Below are 15,745 nucleotides of genomic sequence, written 5' to 3'. Positions count from 1 at the left end.
GCCCGGCGGGGCAATCGGCCCCGCCGGGCGTCCGGTGCGGACGGCGCTCCGGGCGCCGGGTCAGTCGCGGACCCCCACCGGCTCCGCCTCCGCCTCGAACGCCGCCTTTGCGGCGGCGGACCCGGCGACGACGGCAAAGCTCCGCGCGCGCCGGGTGCGCAGGCCGGGGAGGGTGATGAGCAGACCTGCGGCGGCGACGATCGTCACCACGGTCAGTCCGGGGCGGTAGCTGTCGAGGACGGCCTGCGGGGTGGGGTCGGCGGGGGCGCCCGCGGTCACCACGGCCGTCACGACGGCGAGGAAGATCGCGCCGCCCACCTGCACCGAGGTGTTGAGCAGGCCCGAGACCATGCCCTGCTCGTGGTCCGCCACGCCGTTGGTGGCCTGGATGTTGAGCGAGGGGAAGACCAGCGCGCAGGCCGCCCCGATCAGCAGCATCGACGGCAGGATGACGGCGGCGTAGACCGGGTCGAGATCGACGCGGAGGAAGAGCGCGTACCCGGCGACCATGAGGGCGAAGCCCGCCGCGATCAGCCGTGGGGTGCCGAACCGGTCCACGATGGAGCCCATCTTGGTCGAGGACACCGCCACCAGCGCGCCGGCCGGCAGGAAGGCGAGCGCCGTGTGCAGCGCCGACCAGCCGAGCAGCGTCTGCATGTAGAGGGTGGCCAGGAACTGGAAGCCGACGTACGAGCCGAAGAAGGCCATCGCCCCGAGCTGGGCGCGGATCTGACTGCCCGAGCGCAGCACGCCGAGCCGGACCAGCGGGCCGGCGGAGCGCCGCTCGACGCGGACGAAGATGGTCAGCATGACGGCCACGGCCAGGAAGGACAGCAGTGTCCGGGCGGACGTCCAGCCGGCCTCGGGGGCCTGCACCACGGTGAAGACCAGCAGCAGCATCGACGCGGTGCCGAGGACCGCGCCCGGGACGTCGTAGCCGTTGTGGTTCTTCTCCCGTTCGCTGCGCGGCAGGAGCTTCAGGCCGGCCGCCAGCGCGACCAGCGCGATCGGGGCGGGGAGCAGCATGGTCAGGCGCCAACTGGCCTCGGTGAGCAGGCCGGAGAGGACAAGACCCATCGAGAAGCCGGTCGCGGCGCAGGTGGTGTAGATGGAGAGCGCGCGGTTGCGCAGCGGGCCCTCAGGGAACGTCGTGGTGATGATCGACAGGCCGGCCGGGGCGGTGAAGGCGGCGCTGAGGCCCTTGACGAACCGGCTGGCGATCAGCAGCGGACCGGAGTCGACGAGCCCGCCGAGGAGCGAGGCCAGGGCGAAGACGCCGAGCGCGACCAGGAACACCTGGCGGCGGCCCAGCAGGTCGGCCGTGCGGCCGCCGAGGAGGAGCAGTCCGCCGTATCCCAGGATGTAGCCGCTGACGATCCACTGCAGCGTGGAGGTGGAGAGTCCGAGGTCGGATCCGATGGAAGGCAGGGCGACGCCGACCATGGACACGTCGAGTGCGTCCAGGAACATCGCGGCGCACAGCACCAGGAGCGTGCCCCAGAGCCGGGAGGTCCAGCGGCCCTCGGGGAGGGTGACCGCGGGGGAGGGGAGCGGAGAGGTCATGCCCAGGAGACTACATGCGCATGCATTGGATGCAAACGCATTTAATTCAGATGCAACAGATTCCGTGCTCTGCTACGGTGCGCCCCATGGCGGTGGAGAAGGGCGGGGCCGAGGCCGAGCAGGCGCTCGTGGAGCAGTGGCGGGACATGCTGGCCCTGCACGCCCGCACCCAGTGCGAACTCGACCGGGCACTGCACCGGCACGGCCTGTGCGCCAGCGATTTCGAGGTGCTCGACGTCCTCGCCGAGTCGCCCGCGCAAGACGTCTCGTGCGGCTTCCGCGTCCAGGAGATCGCCGAGCGGGTCCATCTCAGCCAGAGCGCGCTGTCGCGGCTCATCGCCCGTCTGGAGAAGGACGGTCTCGTCGAACGAGGCCTGTGCGCGGAGGACCGCAGAGGCGTCCGCGTGGCGCTCACCGGAAAGGGACGCGGGCTGCATGGCGACGTACGGCCGTTGCAGCGCGCGGTGTTGACCAGAATGCTGACGGACTGACGGACTGACGGACTGACGGACTGACGGACTGACGGGCGCCCGGTGGCCGGACCGGGACCGCCGCTCAGCCCACCGCGGACTCCTCCCGCCACAGCGTCGCGAGCGCGGCGTCACCGGTCACGGCGGGCAGCGGCAGCCGGTTCCACAGTGAGAGGTAGAGCAGGGCAGCGGGCCCGGACACCTCGCAGTCGGCGGGCCCGTCCGCGCCGCGCCGGGTCACCGGCGGCTCCGACGACACGCGTACCGACCACACCGCGTCGGCCATGTCCGTCGCCCGCACCCGCAGCGTCCGGGGCTCCTCGCTGCGCACTCTGCTCCTGTCCCGCGCGTGGAAACCGCGCAGCAACTCGTCGACGCCGTCCGCGGCGAACTCGGCGGTGAACTCCCGAGCTGTCTCCCCGAGTTCGCGGCCGCGGGCCGACTCGGCGTCCACGCGGTGCACGGCCGTCTCGTGCGCCTGCCGTCTGGCCCAGAACGCGAGCGGTGTCGACCCGGGCAGGAAGTGCCAGCACCGCACATCCGGCGACGCGGTGGACAGGGTGTCGACGAGCCGCCCGTGTCCGGCCCGGAACCAGTCCAGCAGGGCCTCGTCGTCCAGCTCCGGCGGCTCCTCGACGGGACGGAACCCGGTGTGGCCCTCGGCGACGAACGACGCGGCCCAGCGGTGCACCGCGCCCGTGTGCCGCAGCAGGTCCCGCACCTGCCAGCCCGGGCAGGTCACGACCTTGGCGTGGGGGCCCGCCTCCGCCGCGGCGTCGGCGAGGGCCCGGCCCTCGCGGTCGAGGATCTCGATGAATTCGGCAGTCTCCATGCGGGGGAGTCTGCCGGACGGAGTCCGGAGCCGGGGAGGGGCGCTGCGTTGCGCGGAAGCGGTCGGCCGTGTCGCGCGTCGTCGTCGCGCGTGGCGCAGAGGGCACCATGGAGGGATGCGTATGAGCGGAGACCGGCTGCGGGCCCTGGCCGCGGCGGTGACGGTGACGGGCCTCGCGGCGGCCTGCGGCGGGACGGCGGGCGCAGGGGCGACCGACGAGGGAGCCAGGGATGCGGGGACCGGGGCGGCCGCGACGCCGGCGAAGTCCGCCGACGAGGCCTCGCCGACCCCGTCCACGGACCCGCGCTTCGACGGGGAGATCCGCCTGGCCGACGGCCGGCGCGTGGGTTTCTCGTACGCGGCCGGACGCGGACTGGTGGAACGGCACCGGGAGGCGGCGACGGGCGCCTGGAGCACGCCCCGCCTGGTGTACGCGACCGCGACGGACCGCTGTCACAGCCTCACGCTCAAGGCGTTCGGGGACACGGTCGCCGTCATCGCGGACTGGGGGGACTACTGCTACGACGGCGAACCGCCGACCGAGTCGATCGCCGCGGTCGGCACGGCCGATCTCGGACGTTGGGACACCAAGCTCACCAAGGACTTCGACGGCTGGACGAAGGTCGCCGCGCAGGGCGACGGCGACGCGCGGCGCCTGCGCTTCACCAGGAACTCCACCGAGACGCTGACCCGGCTGGACTGGAACGCGACAGGAGGCTTCGCACAGGTGGAGGAGATTCCGCGCTGATCCACGCAGGGCCCGGTGCCGGGGCGATGCGGTCGCTAGGCTTCCGCGCGCATCCGTCATCAGCGCAGCGCCTCGGGGGCCGACATCATGAACGCCTGGAACCAGCAGGGCGGGCAGCCGCCGCACGACCCGTACCACCCTCCCTACGGCCCCTACGGGCCGCAGCCGCTCCCGCAACGGGCGCCCCGCGTGGGCGTGTTCCGCAGGCTGTGGCGGGCCGTCGGCCCCATCGCGGTGGGCCGCACGGTGTTCCGGCCGTCACGGCCCGGCCGGGTCGACGACGCGGCGGTCACCCGCATGCAGCGGATCCGCACCGCCGTGGGACTGGCCGCCGTGGTGTGGGTGACGATCTCCTACAAACTCGTCGCGTCCGTCGGGGACCTCGCCGACGACCGGGTGGATCAGGCCTGGAACAACGTCCTCGTCCTCGCGGTGACCCTCCCTCTGGTCGTCGGCGCGCTGATAGGCGCGGCGCGCCCGCCGGCCCGCCGCGAACTGCTGCGCCGGGCGGTCGGACCGCTCGGCTCGATCGTGGCGATCATCGCCGCAGTCGCCCTGTTCCCTGCGGCCGTGCTGACCGGTCTCCTCGACGGACGTTTCGCAACCGGTCCCGCAACGACGGTCATCACCGTCGTCGTCGCGCTGTTCATGATCGTGTGGGTTCTGCCGTTCGTCGTCTACGGCGTCGGGATGTCCCTCGTGCACGTGTTCCGCACCGCGGACATCCACGAGACGGTGCCGCCGCTGCTGGCGCTGGTGCTCGTGTGGGAGATGGCGGTGATCGACGTGTTCACCGGCGCGTACGAGGGAGTTCCGGGCCCGGTGCGGATCCTGCTGCTGCTGGGCGCCCCGCTGTCGGTCACCGCGGTCGCCCTCTGGGAACTGCGCCGGCTCCGCGTCGGCTACGGCCTCACCCTGCGCGCCGCGCTCATGCGCTGACGACCCGCCACGTGTTTCGCGGAGAGCATGAGCCACCGGCCCACGCGGCCCGAGAAGGTGTCCTAAAGTGGCTTCCGCCAGTTCAGGAGACTCTTTCGGAACCTGTGAGGAACACGCCAACCATGTCGACCGAAACGTTTGAGTTCCAGGTAGAGGCCCGTCAGCTGCTGCAGCTGATGATCCACTCGGTCTACTCGAACAAGGACGTCTTTCTGCGCGAACTCGTCTCCAACGCCTCCGACGCGCTGGACAAGCTGCGCCTCGCCGCACTGCGGGAGGATGCGCCCGACGCCGACGTCTCCGACCTGCACATCGAGATCGAGACCGACCCCGAGGCCCGTACCCTCACCGTGCGGGACAACGGGATCGGGATGTCGTACGACGAGGTCGGGCGACTGATCGGCACGATCGCCAACTCGGGCACGGCCCAGTTCGTCAGGGAACTGCGCGAGGCGCAGGACACGGGCAGCGCCGAGGGGCTGATCGGGCAGTTCGGCGTCGGTTTCTACTCCGGTTTCATGGTGGCGGACGAGATGACCCTGGTGACCCGGCGTGCCGGGGAGGCGCAGGGCACCCGCTGGTCGTCGCGCGGCGAGGGGACGTACACCCTGGAGGGCGTCGACGACGCACCGCAGGGCACCTCCGTCACCCTCCACCTCAAGCCGGCGGACGACGAGGACAAGCTGCACGACTACACCTCGGAGTGGACGGTCCGGGAGATCGTCAAGCGCTACTCGGACTTCATCACCTGGCCGATCAGGATGATCCCGAAGCGGGGCGAGGGCGACGACGCCGCGCCCGCTCCCGAGACCCTGAACTCGATGAAGGCCCTGTGGGCGCGTTCGCGCGACGAGGTGTCCGACGACGAGTACCACGAGCTGTACAAGCACATCAGCCACGACTGGCGCGAACCGCTGGAGACCGTCCGGCTGCAGGCGGAGGGCACCTTCGAGTACCAGGCGCTGCTGTTCGTGCCCTCGCACGCCCCGCACGACCTGTACAACCAGGGCTACAAGCGCGGTGTGCAGCTGTATGTGAAGCGCGTCTTCATCATGGACGACTGCGAGGCGCTGCTGCCGCCGTACCTGCGCTTCGTCAAGGGCGTGGTCGACGCCGCCGACCTCTCGCTGAACGTCTCCCGCGAGATCCTCCAGCAGGACCGGCACATCCGGATGATGCAGCGCCGGCTCACCAAGAAGATCGTGTCCACGGTCAAGGACATGATGACCGCGGCGCCCGACCGCTACGCCACGTTCTGGCGGGAGTTCGGCGCCGTCCTCAAGGAAGGGCTGCTGTCCGACCCCGACAACCGCGACGCGCTTCTCGCGGTCTCCTCCTTCGCGACCACGCACAGCGAGGACGAGCCCACCACTCTTCGGGCCTACGTCGAGCGGATGAAGGACGGCCAGGACGCCGTCTACTACCTGACCGGCGAGTCCCGGCAGAGCATCGAGAACTCCCCGCACATGGAGGCGTTCCGGGCCAAGGGCGTGGAGGTCCTGCTGCTCACCGACCCGGTGGACGAGGTGTGGGCCGACGTGGTGGGCGAGTTCGACGGCAAGCCGCTGCGGTCGGTCGCCAAGGGCGAGGTCGATCTCGACGGGGAGAGCGGCGAGCAGGCCGACGGCGAGCGCGAGAAGCAGAGCGAGGAGTACGCGGGTCTGCTCGCCTGGATGAACGAGCACCTGGGCGAGGACGTCAAGGACGTGCGGCTGTCGTCCCGGCTCACGGTCTCGCCGGCCTGCATCGTCTCCGACGCGAACGACCTGACCCCGGCGCTGGAGAACATGTACCGGGCGATGGGGCAGGAGGTGCCGAGGGCTCGGCGGATCCTCGAGCTCAACCCCGGGCATGCGCTCGTCAAGGGCCTGAACAAGGCCTACCAGGAGCGCGAGGACCGCTCCGGCCTCGCCGAGACCGCGGAGCTGCTGCACGGTCTGGCGGTGCTCGCCGAGGGCGGGCGGCCGAAGGAGCCCGGCCGGTTCGTGAAGCTGGTGGCGGACAGCCTGGAGCGCGCGCTGTAACAGGTGGGAAAGGGGTTCCGGGCAGCGTCTCCCTGCCCGGAACCTTCACATGCCGCACACCGAACATTCTAGTTGCTTGAGTCAATCAAGCGGGCCTAGGATGCTGCGCAGTCGTGCAGTACCGCACCCCCCACGGAGGCCCGGCCCATGTCCCCTGCGCAGACCCGATCCGTGCGGATCGAGGAGGGGGCCTCGGCGCCCCGGGCCGGTGTCGCCGTGGCGGCGCCGGCCTTCGTGGCCGTGGCCGGCGTGATCCTGGCCTGGACGACCACCGACTTCGATGGTGTCCCACTGTCCTCGGGGAACGGCTTCGAGATGGTCATGGCGGCGGGAGCCGGAGCGGCGGTGCTCGCCCTGGCCGTCGCGGTGTTCCTCCCGGGGCGGCGGACCGCGGCCACCGGAGCGCCGACCACGCCGCCCTCCGGTGAGCGGGCCCCTCTGGCGCCCGGCGAGCAGACCTCGACCGAACCGGCCCTGATCCAGCCGGTACCGATCGAACCGGCCCTGAACCGATCGACTCCGATCGAAACACGCTCGGAGAAGCCGGGCGTCGGCACGGCCGGGGAGGCGGCGGTGGGCGCGGCGGTGGCGGCGCCGCTGGCACGGGCCGTCGCGGAGCTCGTCGCCACCGTTCCCGGACTGACCGACGGCGGTGCGGCGGGCGGGGGCCGAGCGGTGCGCGGGCGGGTGCGGGGCGTCGAGGGCGTACCGGTGGGCGGTGCCGCCGTCACGCTGATCTCGCTGGGCGGGCGGCAGGTGGGCCGAGCGGTCGCCGCTCTCGACGGTTCCTACGAGCTCCAGACGCCCGGGGAGGGCGCCTACGTGCTCATCGCCTCGGCCGACGACCACCAGCCGCAGGCCGCGACCGTCGTGGTCGGGGCGACGTCCGTCACGCACGACGTGCTGCTCAGCGGCGCCAGCGGTCTGGTCGGCGCGGTGCGGTCCACGGCCGACGGAGCGCCGGTGGCGGAGGCGGTGGTCGTCGTCATGGACGTGCGCGGCGATGTGCTGGCCACCGCGCGGACCGACGGCAAGGGCGAGTTCACCGTCACCGACCTGGTGCCGGGGGCCGTCGTCCTCGCGGTCAGCTCTCCGGGGCGCCGCCCGCTGGCACGGTCCGTCGAGATCGGCGCCGCCGGTGTCACCCGGGTCGACCTCGGGCTGCGGCCCGGCGCACAGGTGCGGGGCACGGTACGCGGCGCGGGCGCTCCGCTGCGCGACGCCCGGGTGACCCTGGTGGACGCCGCAGGCAACGTCGTCGCGACCGCCACGACCGGCGACGACGGGGCGTACGCCTTCACCGACCTGGACGACGGTCCGTACACGGTCATCGCGGCCGGCTACCCGCCCCGGGCCGATCACGTCGGCGTCGGCGGCCCCGACGCGGGCGACCACGACATCGAACTCGCCCACGCAGGCGACCAGGGCCCCTGCGGGTTGGGTGATCTCTGACGTAGGGGTTCGCTGCTGATGCCCGTGGCAGTCCCGGCGTGGGAGCTGCTGCTCAGCGCCTCGTCTCGTACCTGGTCAGCACCACGCCGCCGGGAAGCGTCCGCGTCTCCACCAGGTTCAGGTTCACCCAGCTGTCCATTGCGGTGAAGAACGGCGTGCCGCCGCCCACCAGGACCGGATGGGTGGCGATCACGTACTCGTCGATCAGCCCGGCGCGCAGGGCCGCCCCGGCGAGCGTTGCGCCGCCGATGGTCATCTGCCCGCCGTCCTCGGCCTTGAGCCGGGTGATCTCGGCGATCGCGTCGCCGGTGACCAGGCGGGTGTTCCAGTCGACCTTGTCGATCGTCGACGAGAACACCACCTTCGGCGTGTCCCGCCAGTTCCGCGCGAACTCGATCTCCGCCGCGGTGGCGTCGGGCCGCTGGTCGCCGGTCGGCCAGTAGGAGCTCATCGCCTCCCACAGCTTGCGCCCGTACAGCGACAGGCCACTCGCCTGCTCATGGTCGAGCCACCACTGGAACAGCTCGGGGCTCGGCGGTCCGCTCCAGCCGATGTCGTCGCCGGCCGCGGCGATGTAGCCGTCCAGGGTCAGGTTCATGCCGTAGATCAGTTTCCGCATGGCGCAGCCTTCCGTCCGTGGGCGTCCGGCGTACGGACCGGCGCGGAGCGGGAAACTCATCGGTGCGCGATCCGGCTCGCCGGCGGTCCTCGTGCTCGGGGCTCAGCGTGGTGTACTCGGCCGACACGGGCAAGCCGCCAGCGCTCGACGTCGCCCACGCGGGTGTGGGAATCCGGGCCGGCCCGACAGGCGAAGAACCCGGCGCCCGGGGCGCCGCCGCGGGGCCGGCTGGCCGCCCTCGGCCCGGGACGTTCCCGCGGTGGCCGCACCACGGAGAACCACCTCGCCGTCGACACCGCCTGCCGCCCGTCGGCTGCTGCGGTCACAGACGGGGTGGCCGGCGACTACCCCCGGGTTCATTCCCGTCCTCCCGTGATCCGGCTGCGCCCGCCGGTCGACAGGCCCCGCATGCGGTCCGCTGCGGTGGCCGGCGACAAGGCCTACTGGAGCGGATCGTCGTCGGGGCGGGGAATCACCCTCGCCGGACCGCTTTCAGCACCACGAACTTCCGGTCGCCGGCGACCAGTTCACTGTTGCCGAACAGCCGCTTGAGCTTCACGTGGTAGCCCAGGTGCCGGTTGCCCACCACCCACAGCTCGCCGCCCGGCCGCAGCGCGCGCCGGGCCCCCGTGAACATGCGCCACGCCGTCGCGTCGGTGGTGGCCTGGTGGGAGTGGAACGGCGGGTTGTTGAGCACGACGTCCACACTGTCGTCCGCGACGCCCGCCAGCCCGTCCCCGACCCGGAACTCGGCGTGCCCCGGCACCCCGTTCGCCCGGTAGGTCGCCTCCGCCGACGCCACCGCCTGGAACGACTCGTCGGTGAACAGCACCTCCGCCCGCGGGTCGGCCAGCGCCACCGCCGTGCCCACGATCCCGTTGCCGCAGCCCAGATCGACGACCCGGCGGCCGCCCCCGGCGCTCGGCAGATGCCGGAGGAAGAACCGGGTTCCGACGTCGAGGCGGTCGGCGCAGAAGACCCCCGCGTGGTTGACGACCGGACGGCCGGAGAGCGTGGAGCCGAGGTCGCCGGGCAGGTCGTACACGTAGGGCCACGGGGTGGCCGGCGGCTTCAGCGACGGGTCGGGCGTGCAGAAGACCAGCCGGGCCTTCTGCTCGGCGAGGGAGGTCCGGGTCGGCCCGAGGATCCGCTCGAACAGCTTCAGCGTCGAGGTGTGGATCTCCTTCACCATGCCCGCGCCGACGACGACCGTCCCCGCGTGCACGGCGGGCGCCAGCCGCAGCAACTGGTCCTCCAGCAGCGCGAGGCTCTTGGGGATGCGTACCAGCAGTACGTCGATCCGCTCCGGCGCCGGGTCCTGGGTGGTGAGCAGCCGCACGGAACCGGTCTCGGCCCCGGCCCGCGCCAGATTGGCCCGGGTCGCCTCCTGCCCCAGCCAGGAGTCGGTGATCTGCGTCGGCCGGTGCGCCGCCAACGCCGTGACCAGCGCGCCCCAGCGGTCGCCCAGCACCACCACCGTGCCGGTCAGCGGGACGTCCTGCGCCGCGAGGTGTCTGAGCAGGTAGGCGTCGGAAGCGTCCCAGGCGCGCAGCTGATCGCGCGGGTCCTCGGGGTGGCGGGCCAGCTCGACCTCGCCCCACGGCGTCGTCATACGGTCGTTCATCGTGGTCAGGCTAACCGAGCCGCAGCTCAGACGCGGTGTCACCCCGGTCGCGGCACCACGGCGATGCAGGAGGATGGGTTCATGGACGCGGAGTTGTTCCCCCGTGGGCGTACGGAAGTCGCGCCGGGGGCGGTGCACCTGCCCGACTGGCTGGACGCGGCCCGCCAGCGCGAGCTGCTGAGTTCGTGCCGGGACTGGGCCCGTCCGCCGGCCGGGCTGCGCACGGTCCGCACGCCCGGCGGCGGCACGATGTCCGCCCGCCAGGTCTGCCTCGGCTGGCACTGGCGCCCGTACGCCTACGACCGCACGGTCACCGACGGCGACGGCACGGCCGTCAAGCCGTTCCCGGACTGGCTGGGCGAGCTGGGCCGGCGCGCGGTGGCCGACGCGCTCGGGCCGCGGGAGTACCCGGCGGCCGCGTACGACATCGCGCTGATCAACTTCTATGACGGCGACGCACGGATGGGCATGCACCGGGACGCCGACGAGAGGTCCGACGCACCGGTGGTCTCCCTCAGCCTGGGCGACACCTGCGTCTTCCGCTTCGGGAACCCGCGGACCCGGACGCGGCCCTACACCGACGTCGAGCTGCGCAGCGGAGACCTCTTCGTGTTCGCAGGCCCCTCCCGGCTCGCGTACCACGGGGTGCCCCGCGTGCTGCCGGGCACCTCTCCGCCCGCGCTGGGCCTGACGGGACGGCTGAACATCACGCTGCGGGTGAGCGGCTTCCCCGACGCCGCCTGAACAACGGATCATGGGAGACTCGCCCTCATGAGCGGCAAGGCGGACCCCCGGCCGGCGGGGGAAGGGACCACCTCGAGGGCGCGGCTGGACCGGGGGCGCGGTGCGCTCGGGCCCGCGCTGGAGCTCGTGCACACCGGGCGGGCGCCCACCCGGGCGGTGCTCACGGCCGAGCTCGGGGTCACCCGCGCGACGGCCGGCGCGGTCGCCGCCGAACTCGTCGCACTGGGCCTGATCCGGGTGGACGCGCGGCCCGGCGCCGCCGCCGGTTCGCAGGGCCGCCCCTCCCACCGGCTCGAGGTCGCGCAGGACGGCCCGGTCGTCCTGGCGGCACAGGTCCACGCCGACGGCTTCCGGGCCGCGCTGGTCGGTCTCGGCGGCCGGATCGTCGCCACCACGCCCAGCTGTGAGACCGTCGACGCCGACCCCGCGAAGGTGCTCGGGGCCGCCGTGGACGCGGGCGCGGAGCTGCTGCGGCGCACCGGACGGCGCTGTGTGGGCGCCGGGCTCGCCGTGCCCTCCGCGATCACCGAACCCGAAGGGCTGGCGCTCAACCCCCTGCACCTGGCCTGGCCCGCGGGCGCGCCCGTGCGGGAGATCTTCGCCGAGCGGATCCGTGCCGCCGGTGTCACCGGACCCGCGTTCGCGGCGAACGACGTCAACCTCGCAGCCTTGGCCGAACACCGGCACGGTGCCGGGCGCGGCGCTCGTGACCTGCTGTGCGTGGCCACCGGGCACCGGGGGGTCGGCGGAGCGCTCGTGCTGGACGGCCGTCTGCACACGGGCAGTTCGGGACTCGCCCTGGAAGTCGGGCACCTCACCGTCAATCCCGAGGGACGTGCCTGCTACTGCGGCAGCCGCGGCTGTCTCGACGTGGAGGCCGATCCGCTCGCCCTGCTGAACACCGCCGGCCGCCGGCCCGGCCCCGAGGGCTCCCTGCTGCAGCAGGCCAACGAACTGATCCGCGAGGAGTACGGCGACCCGGTCGTCCGCATGGCCGTCGACGCCCTGATCGACCGGCTCGGGCTGGGCCTTGCGGGTCTGGTGAACATCCTCAATCCCGACCGCATCATCCTCGGCGGGCTGCACCGCACCCTCCTCGCGGCCGACCCGGACCGGCTCCGCGCGGTCGTCACCGACCGCAGCCTCTGGGGCCACAACGGCGGGGTGCCGATCCTCGCCTGCTCCCTCGACCACAACAGCCTGGTCGGAGCGGCCGAGTTGGCCTGGCAGCCGGTCCTCGACGACCCGCTGGGGGCGCTCACGGCGGCGTGAGCCACGGCGCGTGCGCCCTCCCGGCTGACCTTCCGCCGGTGTACGTGCCCGACTGCGCCCGTACGGGACCGTGCCTGTACGGCTGAGCCCGCACGACTGTGCCCGCAGGACCGTGCGTGCACGACGCGACCGAGCCGACGCGCTCGGGACGGGCCGTCAGCCGGTCGGCCGAGGGAACCGCACACGGATACCCGCCGTGCCACCGGAAAGGCGCCGGTCGCCCGTGCGCCGACGTAGGTTGACGCCATGACAGACCACCTGACCGTCAGCGTCCTGGGCACCGGCATCATGGGCGCCGCGATGGCCCGCAGCATCGCCCGGGCCGGCCACACCGTCCGCGTCTGGAACCGCACCCGTGCCAAGGCGGAGCCGCTCGCCGCGGACCGCGTCCACGTCGCCGCGACGCCCGCGGAGGCCGTCAAGGGTGCGGACGTGGTGCTGACCATGCTCTACGACGGCCCCGCCACCCTGGAGGTGATGCGCGAGGCTGCTCCAACCCTGCGCACCGGTACGGCCTGGGTGCAGTCGACGACCGCCGGGATCGAGGCCCTGGCCGACCTCGCGGCCTTCGCCCGTGCACACGGTCTCGCGTTCTTCGACGTTCCTGTTCTGGGCACCCGGCAGCCGGCCGAGGCCGGGCAGCTGACCGTCCTTGCGGCGGGTCCGTCCGCGAGCCGGGCCGCGGTGACTCCCGTCCTGGACGCCGTGGGCGCACGGATCGTCTGGACCGGCGAGGACGGCGGCGCGGGCACCGCCACCCGGCTCAAGCTGGTGGCCAACAGCTGGGTGATCGCTGCCACCGCCGCCACCGGTGAGGTCCTCGCCCTGGCGCAGTCCCTGGGCGTCGACCCGAATGCGTTCTTCGCACTGATCGAGGGCGGCCCGCTCGACATGGGGTACCTGAGGGCGAAGGCGGCCCTGATCCTCGACGAACGGCTCACGCCGGCCCAGTTCGCGGTCGCGACGGCGGCGAAGGACGCCCGGCTGATCGTCGAGGCCGGGCGCGGGAACGGCGTCCGCCTGGACGTGGCGGCCGCGAGCGCCGAGCGTCTGGAGCGGGCCGCCGCGCAGGGCCACGGCGACGAGGACATGGCCGCCGCCTACTTCGCCAGCTTCGACAGCACCGCCTGACAAACCCGGCGGAGACCCGGGAGACCCCGGCTGCGAACCCCCGCAGCCGTCAGCCGGCGGGGGCTCGGCGGCGCGGCCGGGCGACCAGATCCCCGCCGCAGTTGGGGCAGACCCCGCCCATGGCCTCCCCGCACGGCACGCAGAACGTGCACTCGTAGGAGCAGATCCGGGCCGGCCCGTCGGGCGGCAGGGCGGTGGTGGCGCAGCGTTCGCAGCGGTCGCGCATCTCCAGGGACATCGTGCCGGGTACTCCTCACCAGGGGGGTTCGTATGTCGCCCTCCATGGTCCGCGGGGCGCGGGCGTCCGTCGGCGGCTCGGCGGGCCACACATCCGCAGGATCGGGCCTCCCGGGCCCGCCGCACGCGCCGCTCGCCGTAGGGACCGCCCGCCGCACGCGCCCGCCGCACGCACCGGTCACCGCCGGTGCCCGTCGCCCGCGCCGACCGCCCGTGCCCCCTGGTCTCACCTCACCACTGGCGGCCCGTGGGGAGCGCGGCCCGCCCCGGCGTGGACAGGTGCAGCACCTGGAACAGCTCGCCATCGGCCTTCGGCGCGTCGTGCTCCCAGAGGGACAGCTGCACGGTCTCCCACCGGCTCGTGTCGACGGCGGCGGCCGCGAGCACCGCCCCGTCCTCCCGCGCCAGTCGTCGCGCCTCGTCCGCCGCCTCCTGAACGCCGGCGGAGACCGGGCCGCCGTCCGGAAGGGGCCTGCGCCGCCGCACGGCGAACCGGGCGGGGGCGGCGCCGGCGGCCCCCTCCTCGTAGGCCAGACCCGTCCACTGGCGGACCGTCGGGCGCCCGAAGTCGTCGCTCAGGCCCTGGAATCCAGCGCCCCACAGGAAGGAGTTCATGCCCTCCACGGTGTTCCAGAGATAGAAGGGCGCGTACTGGCTGACCGGCGAGCCGTGCACCCCGCGCTCGCGCAGCAGATACGCCTTGAGACCGAGGCCCGCCCAGTGGTCCAGCAGATGCCCCACGCGGGCCACGCGCGCGCGGATGACGCCCGTGTCGTAGTCGGCGGGCAGGGTCAGCTCGTACTGCATGGCGTGCACAGGGCCTCCTGGACGGCCGGGCGGGGGGCGAGCAGGCAGAGCAGTCCGCGCACGCCCGCGTCGAAGGCGGCCGGCGAACCGGACGCGCGGGCCAGCACGTATCCGCCCTGGACCGTCGCGACAACGGTGGCGGCGATCGCCTCACCGTCCAGTTCCGGGCCGAACTGCCCCTGCTCCTTGCCCTCTTCGACGATATGGGCGATCAGTTCACGGATCCCGTCGATCGTCTCGTCCACGGGTCCGCGCAGCGCGTCGTCCGCGACGACGTCCGGGTCCATGGTCAGGCGTCCGAGGGGGCAGCCGCGCAACACGTCGCGCTCGCGCGTGAGGTACGCCTCGATGCGCTCATAGGGAGTGCCCGGACCGTTCAGCACTTTCTCGACGGCGGCGCGCATCTCCTCGGCCGTCCGCCGGATCGCCGCCAGTGCGAGATCGGGCTTGCCCTTGAAGTGGTGGTACATGCTGCCCTGTCCCGCGCCCGCCCGCTCCAGGATCGCCCGGGGGCTCGTCCCCACGTATCCGCGCTCCCAGAGCAGTTCCCGGGTGGACTCGATCAGTCGCTCCGACGTGCTCATGAAGCGACTGTACATACCAGTAGGTACAGAAGTCGAGCATTCCGGGAGCACCCAGGGAGCACTCGCGGCACGCGCGCGTACTCCCCGGGAGGTACGCACACTGACGCCGGCCGTGCGACGACGCGGACCCCCGCTCGGCGGGACTCTCGAGATGTCGAGCAGAACCCCTGGCAGACCCACTGCAGATCCCCCGAGGAGATGACCTGAGATGAACACCCTGGCTGACTGGCACGGCGGCGGCCCCGGCCCGTGGATCCTGTTCCTCCCGCTGATCTGGGCGGCCGTGGTGATCGGTGTGATCACGCTGCTGCGCCGCACCGTGTGGCGCGGCCGCTCCGGTCCCTGGGGCGCGCGGGGCGGCTCCCGCCCCACGGGGGACTCGCCCCTCGCCGTCCTCGGCCGCCGCTTCGCCTCCGGCGAGATCGACGAGGACGAGTACTGGCGCCGGCTGTCCGTCCTGGACGAGCAGTTCGGCCGCGCGGGCGGGGGCGGCGCGGCGTGAGCGCGGTGACCGCGCCGCCCGGACACGGGACGCCGCACGGGGCCTCGGCGCAGTGAAGGCGTACGGCGCCGGCGCCGCCGTCGGCCTCCCCGCTCTCCTGCGGAAGGCTGCGCGTCAGCGTGGCGCCGGCGTTCGCCGTCCGCCCGGGAACGCCCGCGCCCGGTGTGCCTGCCCCCGCCGAGGGCCGGCACACCTGG

At 73.1% G+C, this 15,745-nt stretch carries 16 protein-coding genes; 9 read left to right on the top strand and 7 right to left on the bottom strand.

Translation table 11 applies throughout. From position 1 onward, the window contains the following. Positions 1-60: 60 nt before the first annotated feature. Positions 61-1,563, bottom strand: coding sequence for an MFS transporter (locus tag ACN6LD_RS26150; protein ID WP_445044438.1), 1,503 nt, complete (start codon positions 1,561-1,563; stop codon positions 61-63). 86 nt (positions 1,564-1,649) lie between these two features. Between ACN6LD_RS26150 and ACN6LD_RS26145 the strand changes: the two genes are divergently transcribed. Next, on the top strand, positions 1,650-2,054 hold the full coding sequence (locus tag ACN6LD_RS26145; RefSeq protein ID WP_445044437.1) for a MarR family winged helix-turn-helix transcriptional regulator: 405 nt from the start codon (positions 1,650-1,652) through the stop codon (positions 2,052-2,054). A gap of 64 nt (positions 2,055-2,118) precedes the next feature. Here the strand turns inward: ACN6LD_RS26145 and ACN6LD_RS26140 are convergent, their stop codons facing one another. Next, positions 2,119-2,865 (bottom strand): maleylpyruvate isomerase family mycothiol-dependent enzyme, encoded by a 747-nt coding sequence (locus ACN6LD_RS26140; RefSeq protein ID WP_319190304.1) that lies wholly within the window; start codon positions 2,863-2,865, stop codon positions 2,119-2,121. 121 nt (positions 2,866-2,986) lie between these two features. On the opposite strand from ACN6LD_RS26140, the gene ACN6LD_RS26135 reads away from it, so the two are divergent. From ACN6LD_RS26135 to ACN6LD_RS26120, 4 genes are all read left to right on the top strand, one after another. After that, complete coding sequence (locus tag ACN6LD_RS26135; RefSeq protein ID WP_319190302.1) at positions 2,987-3,613, top strand: hypothetical protein; 627 nt, start codon at positions 2,987-2,989, stop codon at positions 3,611-3,613. A gap of 87 nt (positions 3,614-3,700) precedes the next feature. Beyond that, positions 3,701-4,552, top strand: coding sequence for a hypothetical protein (locus ACN6LD_RS26130; protein ID WP_445044436.1), 852 nt, complete (start codon positions 3,701-3,703; stop codon positions 4,550-4,552). A 122-nt stretch (positions 4,553-4,674) separates the two neighbouring features. Beyond that, complete coding sequence (gene htpG, locus ACN6LD_RS26125) at positions 4,675-6,576, top strand: molecular chaperone HtpG (protein ID WP_445044435.1); 1,902 nt, start codon at positions 4,675-4,677, stop codon at positions 6,574-6,576. A gap of 147 nt (positions 6,577-6,723) precedes the next feature. Next, positions 6,724-8,028: an MSCRAMM family protein gene (locus tag ACN6LD_RS26120; protein WP_445044434.1), complete on the top strand. Its 1,305-nt coding sequence runs from the start codon at positions 6,724-6,726 to the stop codon at positions 8,026-8,028. Positions 8,029-8,080: 52 nt separating this feature from the next. On the opposite strand, the gene ACN6LD_RS26115 is transcribed toward ACN6LD_RS26120, so the two are convergent. Next, positions 8,081-8,647, bottom strand: coding sequence for a dihydrofolate reductase family protein (locus tag ACN6LD_RS26115; RefSeq protein ID WP_319193625.1), 567 nt, complete (start codon positions 8,645-8,647; stop codon positions 8,081-8,083). 472 nt (positions 8,648-9,119) lie between these two features. Beyond that, positions 9,120-10,271, bottom strand: coding sequence for a methyltransferase (locus ACN6LD_RS26110; protein WP_319193623.1), 1,152 nt, complete (start codon positions 10,269-10,271; stop codon positions 9,120-9,122). Between the two features lie 81 nt (positions 10,272-10,352). On the opposite strand from ACN6LD_RS26110, the gene ACN6LD_RS26105 reads away from it, so the two are divergent. From ACN6LD_RS26105 to ACN6LD_RS26095, 3 genes are all read left to right on the top strand, one after another. Continuing rightward, positions 10,353-11,015 carry an alpha-ketoglutarate-dependent dioxygenase AlkB family protein gene (locus ACN6LD_RS26105; protein WP_319193622.1) on the top strand — a complete coding sequence of 221 codons (663 nt, stop codon included), beginning with the start codon at positions 10,353-10,355 and terminating at the stop codon, positions 11,013-11,015. 27 nt (positions 11,016-11,042) lie between these two features. Further along, complete coding sequence (locus tag ACN6LD_RS26100; RefSeq protein ID WP_445044433.1) at positions 11,043-12,287, top strand: ROK family protein; 1,245 nt, start codon at positions 11,043-11,045, stop codon at positions 12,285-12,287. Between the two features lie 246 nt (positions 12,288-12,533). Further along, positions 12,534-13,418: an NAD(P)-dependent oxidoreductase gene (locus ACN6LD_RS26095; protein ID WP_445044432.1), complete on the top strand. Its 885-nt coding sequence runs from the start codon at positions 12,534-12,536 to the stop codon at positions 13,416-13,418. A 49-nt stretch (positions 13,419-13,467) separates the two neighbouring features. Here the strand turns inward: ACN6LD_RS26095 and ACN6LD_RS26090 are convergent, their stop codons facing one another. The 3 genes from ACN6LD_RS26090 to ACN6LD_RS26080 form a co-directional block, all read right to left on the bottom strand. Beyond that, complete coding sequence (locus ACN6LD_RS26090; protein ID WP_319193618.1) at positions 13,468-13,656, bottom strand: DUF1272 domain-containing protein; 189 nt, start codon at positions 13,654-13,656, stop codon at positions 13,468-13,470. A gap of 230 nt (positions 13,657-13,886) precedes the next feature. Then, positions 13,887-14,471: a DUF4865 family protein gene (locus ACN6LD_RS26085; RefSeq protein WP_445044431.1), complete on the bottom strand. Its 585-nt coding sequence runs from the start codon at positions 14,469-14,471 to the stop codon at positions 13,887-13,889. Next, positions 14,447-15,061 (bottom strand): TetR/AcrR family transcriptional regulator, encoded by a 615-nt coding sequence (locus ACN6LD_RS26080; RefSeq protein WP_445044430.1) that lies wholly within the window; start codon positions 15,059-15,061, stop codon positions 14,447-14,449. The genes ACN6LD_RS26085 and ACN6LD_RS26080 overlap by 25 nt, the downstream gene beginning before the upstream one ends. 193 nt (positions 15,062-15,254) lie before the next feature. Here ACN6LD_RS26080 and ACN6LD_RS26075 point away from each other — a divergent pair, with 193 nt between their 5' ends. Continuing rightward, on the top strand, positions 15,255-15,548 hold the full coding sequence (locus ACN6LD_RS26075; RefSeq protein WP_445044429.1) for an SHOCT domain-containing protein: 294 nt from the start codon (positions 15,255-15,257) through the stop codon (positions 15,546-15,548). The last annotated feature ends 197 nt before the right edge of the window (positions 15,549-15,745 follow it).

This window comes from Streptomyces sp. SAS_272, assembly GCF_052543235.1.
Note: the sequence above shows the minus strand (reverse complement) of the source record. Positions and strands in the feature narration are given on the sequence as shown.